Here is an 8,654-nt window from a genome sequence, read left to right on the forward strand (position 1 = left end):
GGCCCGCGGTTTTTTGACTGAATCGTTGTAACGAAACGAACTATGCAGGCTACCGGAGCATTCATGAAAACGCTGTTCTTGCAGGCCCCTTCGTATGACGGCTTCGACGGCGGAGCCGGCTCGCGCTATCAGGCGAAGCGCGAAATCCGTTCCTTCTGGTACCCGACCTGGCTCGCGCAGCCGGCCGCGCTCGTGCCGGGCAGCCGCGTCGTCGATGCGCCGGCCGACGGCCTGTCGGTCGAGGAGACGCTGAAGATCGCCAACGACTACGACCTCGTGATCATCCACACGAGCACGCCGTCGTTCCCGACCGACGCGATGTTCGCGCAGGATCTCAAGAAGATGAAGCCGTCGATGCTGGTCGGCATGGTCGGCGCGAAGGTGATGGTCGATCCGCACAACTCGCTCACGGCGAGCGAGGCCATCGACTTCGTGTGCCGCGAGGAATTCGACTTCACCTGCAAGGAACTCGCCGAAGGCAAGCCGTTCGCGGAGATCAAGGGCTTGAGCTGGCGCGCGAAGGACGGCTCGATCGAGCACAACGAAGCGCGTCCGATTCTCGAGAACATGGACGAACTGCCGTTCGTCGCGCCCGTCTACAAGCGCGACCTGAAGATCGACAACTACTTCATCGGCTACCTGAACTATCCGTACGTCTCGATCTACACGGGCCGCGGTTGCAAGTCGCGCTGCACGTTCTGCCTGTGGCCGCAGACGGTCAGCGGCCATCGCTACCGCACGCGCTCGGTCGAGAACGTGCTCGCGGAAGCGAAGTGGATCCGCGACAACATGCCGGAAGTGAAGGAGCTGATGTTCGACGACGACACCTTCACCGACGACCTGCCGCGCGCCGAAGCCATTGCCATCGGCCTGGGCAAGCTCGGTATCACGTGGTCGTGCAACGCGAAGGCCAACGTGCCGTACAAGACGCTGAAGGTGATGAAGGAAAACGGCCTGCGCCTGCTGCTGGTCGGCTTCGAATCGGGCGACGACCAGATTCTCGTGAACATCAAGAAGGGCGTGCGCACCGATTTCGCGCGCCGCTTCAGCGCGGACTGCAAGAAGCTCGGCATCAAGATCCACGGCACCTTCATCCTCGGCCTGCCGGGCGAGACGCAGGAGACCATCAAGAAGACGATCGAGTACGCGAAGGAAATCAATCCGCACACGATCCAGGTGTCGCTCGCCGCGCCGTATCCGGGCACGACGCTCTACAAGCAGGCCGTCGAAAACGGCTGGATGGAAGAGAACAAGACCATCAACCTGGTGAGCAAGGAAGGCGTGCAGCTCGCGGCGATCGGCTATGCGCACCTGTCGCGCGACGAGATCTATCACCACCTCGAGCAGTTCTATCGCCAGTTCTACTTCCGTCCGTCGAAGATCTGGGAAATCGTGCGCGAGATGCTGACGAGCTGGGACATGATGAAGCGCCGCCTGCGCGAAGGCGTCGAGTTCTTCCGTTTCCTGCGCGCACACGAGGCCTGATCGGTGGCGACGCAGCGGGCGGCGCGGGCGCTGATCTTCACCGCGGACGACTTCGGGCTGCACCCGCGCGTCAACGCGGCGGTCGAGCGTGCGCACCGCGACGGCGTGCTGAACGCCGCCAGCCTGATGGTCGGCGCGAGCGCCGCGCAGGATGCGATCGAACGCGCGCGGCGGCTGCCGTCGCTCGCGGTCGGCCTGCATCTGGTGCTCGCGGACGGGCCGGCCACGCTGCCCGCGCATGAGATTCCCGCGCTCGTCGGCCGCGACGGGCGATTCGGCGACGCGATGGCGAAGGACGGCTGTCGCTTCTTCTTCCTGCCGCACGTGCGCGCGCAACTGCGCCGCGAGATCCGTGCGCAGTTCGATGCGTTCGCGGCGAGCGGCCTGCCGCTCGACCACGTGAACGCGCACAAGCATTTCCACCTGCATCCGACCGTGCTGTCGATGATCATCGAGATCGGCCGCGACTACGGGCTGCGCGCGGTGCGGCTGCCGTACGAAACGAGCGCGCCCGCGCTGCTCAAGCCGTGGATCGCGCTGGTGCGCGCGCGGCTCGACCGCGCGGGGCTCGCGCACAACGACTACGTGGTCGGGATCGAGCATACGGGCGCGATGGACGAGGCCGTGCTGCTCGACGCGCTCGCGAAGCTGCCGGCGGGCGTCGGCGAGATCTACTGTCATCCGGCCGAGGCCGGCGACGGCCCGATCACGCCGACGATGGCCGATTACCGTCCGGTCGACGAGCTCGAGGCGCTGCTGTCGCCGCGCGTCGCGGCCGCGCTGAAGGCGGCGGGCGTCGCGACCGGCGGGTTTGCCGACGTGTTCGGCGGGCCGGCGGCGCGACGCGGCGCGCAGGCGTCGCGCGCACCGGGAGCGCAGCCGTCATGAGCAAGTGGATCAAGTGGCTCGGCTGGCCGATCGGCATCGGCATCCTGCTCGCGCTGGGGCTGCACGAAGGCGTCGGCGACGTGTCGCAGATGCTCGCGCGCGCCGGCTACGCGCTGTTGTGGCTCGTGCCGTTCCACGCGCTGCCGCTGCTGCTCGATGCATACGCATGGCACCTGCTGCTCGACCGGCGCAGTTCGCTGCCGTTCCTGTGGTGGATCGCGACCGTGCGCGAGGCCGTGAACCGGCTGCTGCCCGTGGTCGGGATCGGCGGCGAGATCGTCGGCATCCGGCTCGCGCGCTGGCAGGTGCCCGACGCGAGCCGCGTGACCGCGTCGGTGATCGTCGAGGTGCTGGTGACGATCGTGGTGCAGTATGCGTTCGCGGCGCTCGGCCTCGTGCTGCTGCTCGCGACGACCGACAACATGGGCGGCGGCACGATCGGCCTCGCGCTGCTGCTGACGCTGCCGTTGCCGGTGCTGGGCGTCGTGCTGATGCGGCGCGGCGGCATCTTCCACGCGATCGAGCGTTTCGCGGGCCGCCTGCTCGGCGATTCGCACCGGCTGCTGCAGGGTGTCGACGGCCGCCGGCTCGACGCCGACATCGATTCGCTGATGTCGCGCACGGGCCTGCTGTTCAGCGCCTTCTTCTGGCAACTGGCCGGCTACGTGCTCGGCGCGCTCGAGATTTACTGGGCGCTCGCGCTGCTCGGCCATCCGGTGTCGATCGGCGGCGCGATCGCGATCGAGGCGATGACGCAGGCGGTGCGGCACGCGGCGTTCATGGTGCCGGGCGGACTGGGCGTGCAGGAAGCGACCGTCGTGCTGCTCGCGCAGATGTTCGGCGTCGATCGCGAGACGGCGCTGTCGCTCGCGGTCGTCAAGCGCGGCCGCGAAGTGCTGTTCGGCTGCCTCGCGCTCGGCTCGTGGCAGCTTGCCGAGCTGGTGCGCACGCGCCGCCGGCTGGGCGGATCGCCGGCCGGGCCGCGCACGGCGCCGCCGGCGAACCGGGCGACCGAAACCCGGACCGAAACCGAAACGACGCATTGAATCCGGGACGGGCCACACGGCCCGTCTCGCGCTTTTGGCGTCGCGCGGGTATCCTTGCCGCGTGTTTTCTCGACGCGCAACCCTTCCGATGATTTTCCGTTTCCGGCTGCTTTCCGTGACGATGCTGGCCGCCGCGCTGGCGCTAACCGGTTGTGACGACCAAGGCCATCTCGACGTGCAACGTATCAGGGACTTCTTCAACGCGATCAAGCCCGCGCCGCTGCTGCTGAAGGGGCTGAAGGTCGGCGAATCGACCGAGGCCGACGTGCGCGGCACGATGGGCAAGCCCGAGACCGAGCGTACGTTCACCGACGGCTCGAAGCGTCTCGAATATCCGCGCGGCCCGATGGGCAACCAGACCTGGTTCGTCGATCTCGATGCGAACGGGCGCTACACGGGCGCGACGCAGGTGCTGACCGCCGAGAATTTCGCGAAAGTGCGCCCGGGGATGGACGAGGACGAGGTGCGGCGGCTGCTCGGCAAGCCCGGCGACATCGCGCAGTATCCGCTGAAGCCCGAGACGGTCTGGAGCTGGCGCTGGCTCGAGGACGGCGTCAACACCGACGCGTTCTTCAACGTCCATTTCGGCCCGGACGGGCTCGTTTATACGACGTCGCGCTCCGACATCCTGAAAGGGCGCTGACGTTCACGCGCGGCGCTTCTTCAGCCGGTCGCGCAGCGCGTCGTTCATGCGCGTCTGCCAGCCGAGGCTGTGGCGGGCCAGGACGTGCATGTTCGGCCCGATGGCCCGTCCGGCGCTATATCGAAAAAGCGACCGGAAAATTGCAAAAAACCCGCTTCCCGGCGTGTCATGAGACTGTCAGGGAGCGGGTTTTTTCCTTTTGAAACAGCGGCGTAGGTCGTATGCGCAAATGGTGGGATGAATTGTTGCGACGCAGCAATCGCCCATACGGTGATTTGAGGCAATCAATTTCGCTTGCGACTATCCGCGTCAACCCGGCGCGGGACAGGCAGTCGCGTCGGCATTCATTCCAACTCTGGAGACGCGCGTGTTCCTTTACGGCTTTGGTCCGGTCCTCTGGGCCGGCACCGTGCAGACCATCGAGCTGTCGGTGCTGTCGCTCGCCACTGCGGTGGCGCTGGGGCTGATCGGCGCGGTGGCGAAGCTGTCGCACAACCGGGTGCTGCGAGCGATCGCGACCGGTTATACGACGCTGATCCGCTCGGTGCCCGATCTTGTGCTGATGCTGCTGCTGTTCTACAGCATCCAGATCTGGCTGAACCAGTTCACCGACCTCGTCGGCTGGAACCAGATCGACATCGATCCGTTCGTGGCGGGCGTGCTGACGCTCGGCTTCATCTACGGCGCGTACTTCACCGAGACGTTTCGCGGCGCATTCCTGTCGGTGCCGCGCGGCCAGCTCGAAGCCGGCGCGGCTTACGGGATGAGCGGCGCGCGCGTGTTCGCGCGGATCATGTTTCCGCAGATGATGCGCTTCGCGCTGCCGGGCATCGGCAACAACTGGCAGGTGCTCGTGAAGGCCACCGCGCTGGTGTCGATCATCGGCCTCGCGGACGTCGTGAAGGCCGCGCAGGACGCCGGCAAGAGCACGTTCAACATGTTCTTCTTCATCCTCGTCGCGGCGCTGATCTATCTTGCGATCACGACCGTCTCCAACCTCGTGCTGATCCAGCTCGAGAAGCGTTATTCCATGGGCGTGCGGCACGCAGAACTATGATCGAGATCCTCCAGGAATTCGGCAAGGCGTTCCTTTTCTGGGACGGCCAGCGCCTCTCCGGCCTCGCGGTGACGCTGTGGCTGCTCGTCGCGTCGATTTCGCTCGGCTTCGTGTGCGCGGTGCCGCTCGCGGTCGCGCGCGTATCGAAGAACAAGTGGGTGTCGATGCCCGTGCGCTTCTACACGTACGTGTTCCGCGGCACGCCGCTCTACGTGCAGTTGCTGCTGATGTACACGGGCATGTACAGCCTCGAGTTCGTGCGCTCGCACTCGCTGCTCGACGCGTTTTTCCGCAGCGGTTTCAACTGCGCGATCCTCGCGTTCGCGCTGAACACCTGCGCGTACACCACCGAGATCTTCGCCGGGGCGATCCGCGCGATTCCGCACGGCGAGGTCGAGGCGGCGCGCGCGTACGGAATGTCGCCGTTCACGATGTACCGCCGTGTGATCCTGCCGTCGGCGCTGCGCCGCGCGCTGCCGCTGTACAGCAACGAGGTGATCCTGATGCTGCATGCGACCACCGTCGCGTTCACGGCGACCGTGCCGGACATCCTGAAGGTCGCGCGCGACGCCAATTCCGCGACCTACATGGCGTTCCAGTCGTTCGGAATCGCCGCGCTGATCTATCTTGCGGTATCGTTCGCACTCGTCGCGGCGTTTCGCCGCGCGGAGCGCCACTGGCTCGCGTATCTCGCGGCCGCCCGTCATTGAATTACTTCGAGGAGAGCCAGTTGGCCGAGATCACTCAAACGAGCGCGTCCGCTTCCGTCAAGCTTGCCGCGGTCGATATCCACAAGCGCTATGGCGACAACGAGGTGCTCAAGGGCGTGTCGCTGAATGCGAAGGCCGGTGACGTCATCAGCATCATCGGCGCGAGCGGCTCGGGCAAGAGTACGTTCCTGCGCTGCATCAATTTTCTCGAGCGGCCGAATGCGGGGCAGATCGTCGTCGACGGCGAGGCCGTGCGTACCAAGACCGACCGCGCCGGTGCGCTCGAGGTCGCCGATCACAAGCAGTTGCAGCGCATCCGCACGAAGCTCGCGATGGTGTTCCAGCACTTCAACCTGTGGGCGCACATGAACGTGCTCGAGAACGTGATGGAGGCGCCCGTGCACGTGCTCGGCATTTCGAAGAAGGAAGCCGAGGAGCGTGCGCGCGAGTACCTGGAGAAGGTCGGCCTGCCGCCGCGCGTCGAGAAGCAGTATCCGTCGCATCTGTCGGGCGGCCAGCAGCAGCGCGTGGCGATCGCGCGGGCGCTCGCGATGCATCCGGACGTGATGCTGTTCGACGAACCGACGTCCGCGCTCGATCCGGAGCTCGTCGGCGAAGTGCTGAAGGTCATGCAGAAGCTGGCCGAGGAAGGGCGTACGATGATCGTCGTCACGCACGAGATGGGTTTCGCGCGCAACGTGTCGAACCACGTGATGTTCCTGCATCAGGGGCGGACCGAGGAAGAGGGCGATCCGAAGGAAGTGCTGGTGCGGCCGCAGAGCGAGCGGCTCAAGCAATTCCTGTCGGGCAGTCTCAAGTAACGCGACAGGGCAGGTTTCAGCCGTGGTACCGGTGTCTCGTCCCGCAGGCGCCACCCGCACGACGCAGGTGGCGATCGTTGCATTGCCGCCCGTGTCGATGTCGGGCGTGGGGCCGATCGTCGATGCGCTGAATCTCGCGAACGAGATCGACGGGCGGCTTCTGTACCGCTGGCAGGTGTGTTCGTGGGACGGGCGGCCGGTGCCGCTCGCGGGTGGTGCGCAGTGGCATGCCGATGCGGCGTTCAACGACGCGATCGCGTGCGACTGGTTGATCGTCGTGTCCGAGCGGTTTCAGCAGTTCGCCGATTACCGGCTGTTTCTCGCGAGTCTCGCGCGGGTCGGGCAGCGCACGCCGGTCGTGACCGGCATTCATCACGGCGTGTGGTGGCTCGCGATGGCGGGGCAGCTTTCCGGGTATCGCGTGAGCGTGAACTGGGAGACGTATCAGCAGTTCGCCGAGCAGTTCGAGCGGTCGATCGTCACGCAGCAGATCTTCGAGATCGATCGCGATCGGGCGACCTGCGCCGGCGGGCAGGCGACCGTCGATTTCATGCTGGCCATGATTGGCCGGGAACATGGGGCGGATCTCGCGGAGCGGATTGCCGATGCGCTCGGGGTCGGCACGCTGCGCAGCGGCGAGGAGCGGCAGCGGATTCCGTTTGTTACTGCTCCGGGGGAGCGGCATCCTCGGTTGAATGACGCGTTGCTTTTGATGGAAGCCAATGTCGAGGATCCGCTTACTACCGATGAGATCGCCGGGTTGGTCGGCGTGTCGCGGCGGCAGTTGGAGCGGCTCTTTCGACAGTATCTCGGGGCGATGCCCTCCAAGTATTACCTCAATCTTCGGTTGCTCAAGGCTCGGACCCAGTTGCAGAGGACCAGCAAGTCAGTGGTTCAGGTTAGTCTTGCTTGCGGGTTTTCTTCTGCTGCGCATTTTTCTAATGCTTATCGGGAGAGGTTTGGGGTCACGCCTCGGGAGGATCGGCGAGCCTGGCTCGAGAAGCAGACGGGCGGGGGCAGTGAACCTCGGGGTGGGGCGCTCGTCGAGCGCGGGAAAGATTGAGGTTCGGTTTTGGGTTTCGTTGGTGGTGTGCTCACGGTTGGCGTGAAGCACCTGTGATCGTGTCGGTTTATTAGCGTCGCCCCTGCGCGGGGCAGCGGTCACTTTTCTTTGTCTTGCCAAAGAAAAGTAACCAAAAGAAAGGCGCTCGATAACGCATGACTTCCCGGTGCCACGGCCATCAGAGTGGATCGCACAAAAGTGTCCGCGCCAGTCAGGACACCGGAGTGGTTCGAGCAATGGTTCTGACACCACTGCCTGCCCCACGGAGCGGTATACCATCCGCTAGCTCCATCCTCGCTACGCTCGGCTGCAAGGTACTTCAGGGGAGGTCATGCGATTGCGTTCTGCACAAACCGCAGACTGCCAGGCACTTTTTCTGCTCTCGCATTTGTGTAATTCGATCGTTTGACGAGCGGTGTTTTCGCGACAGCGATGTTGTTTGCCACCCTATTTTTCTTGCGAGTGGCGAATTTCCTGCGTATCGAGAGTTGGTTCCCTGTGAGGGGGCTGGTGGTAGCGATTGGGTGGGATGGACCTGTCGGCCGAGCGAAGCGAGGACGGAGCTAGCGGATGGTATACCGCTCTGTGGGGTAGGCAGTGGTGTCAGAACCATTGCTCGAACCACTCCGGTGTCCTGACTGGCGCGGACACTTTTGTGCGATCCACTCTGATGGCCGTGGCACCGGGAAGTCATGCGTTATCGGGCGCCTTTCTTTTGGTTACTTTTCTTTGGCAAGACAAAGAAAAGTGACCGCTGCCCCGCGCAGGGGCGACGCTAATAGACCGACACGATCACAGGTGCTTCACGCGACCGGAACCTGTCCGCATTTTTGTGGGTGAGGCGGTTGAACAACGCGTTATCCGCGCGCCTTCATAAATCGCTCTCCGAACAGGATAGCAAACTGGTTCATCGCTGATTTCCAGTCGAACGCAGTCCGCAC

General features: G+C 64.7%; 8 protein-coding genes. All 8 read left to right on the forward strand.

What is annotated here, in order from left to right:
* Positions 1-63 precede the first annotated feature (63 nt).
* The 8 genes from hpnJ to H0X90_RS14175 all read left to right on the forward strand — a co-directional run bounded on the left by hpnJ (position 64) and on the right by H0X90_RS14175 (position 7,713).
* Positions 64-1,485 (forward strand): hopanoid biosynthesis associated radical SAM protein HpnJ, encoded by a 1,422-nt coding sequence (hpnJ, locus tag H0X90_RS14140; protein ID WP_006483725.1) that lies wholly within the window; start codon positions 64-66, stop codon positions 1,483-1,485.
* Positions 1,486-1,488: 3 nt separating this feature from the next.
* Positions 1,489-2,373, forward strand: coding sequence for a hopanoid biosynthesis-associated protein HpnK (hpnK, locus tag H0X90_RS14145; protein ID WP_006493052.1), 885 nt, complete (start codon positions 1,489-1,491; stop codon positions 2,371-2,373).
* Entirely contained in the window at positions 2,370-3,419 is a 1,050-nt protein-coding gene (locus tag H0X90_RS14150) for a lysylphosphatidylglycerol synthase domain-containing protein (protein ID WP_060265221.1), read from the forward strand. The genes hpnK and H0X90_RS14150 overlap by 4 nt, the downstream gene beginning before the upstream one ends.
* An 88-nt stretch (positions 3,420-3,507) precedes the next feature.
* Positions 3,508-4,062 carry a hypothetical protein gene (locus tag H0X90_RS14155; RefSeq protein WP_006488732.1) on the forward strand — a complete coding sequence of 185 codons (555 nt, stop codon included), beginning with the start codon at positions 3,508-3,510 and terminating at the stop codon, positions 4,060-4,062.
* Between the two features lie 367 nt (positions 4,063-4,429).
* The gene (locus H0X90_RS14160) at positions 4,430-5,119 is read left to right on the forward strand and encodes an ABC transporter permease (RefSeq protein WP_006488734.1); all 690 of its coding nucleotides are present in this window, start codon (positions 4,430-4,432) and stop codon (positions 5,117-5,119) included.
* Positions 5,116-5,829: an ABC transporter permease gene (locus H0X90_RS14165; RefSeq protein WP_006488739.1), complete on the forward strand. Its 714-nt coding sequence runs from the start codon at positions 5,116-5,118 to the stop codon at positions 5,827-5,829. Before H0X90_RS14160 ends, H0X90_RS14165 begins: the two co-directional genes overlap by 4 nt.
* 20 nt (positions 5,830-5,849) lie before the next feature.
* Entirely contained in the window at positions 5,850-6,650 is an 801-nt protein-coding gene (locus tag H0X90_RS14170; protein WP_006488736.1) for an ABC transporter ATP-binding protein, read from the forward strand.
* A 22-nt stretch (positions 6,651-6,672) separates the two neighbouring features.
* The gene (locus H0X90_RS14175; protein WP_006488743.1) at positions 6,673-7,713 is read left to right on the forward strand and encodes a GlxA family transcriptional regulator; all 1,041 of its coding nucleotides are present in this window, start codon (positions 6,673-6,675) and stop codon (positions 7,711-7,713) included.
* Positions 7,714-8,654: the final 941 nt, after the last annotated feature.

The organism is Burkholderia sp. 9775_39 (genome assembly GCF_015712225.1).
Lineage (GTDB): Bacteria > Pseudomonadota > Gammaproteobacteria > Burkholderiales > Burkholderiaceae > Burkholderia > Burkholderia cenocepacia.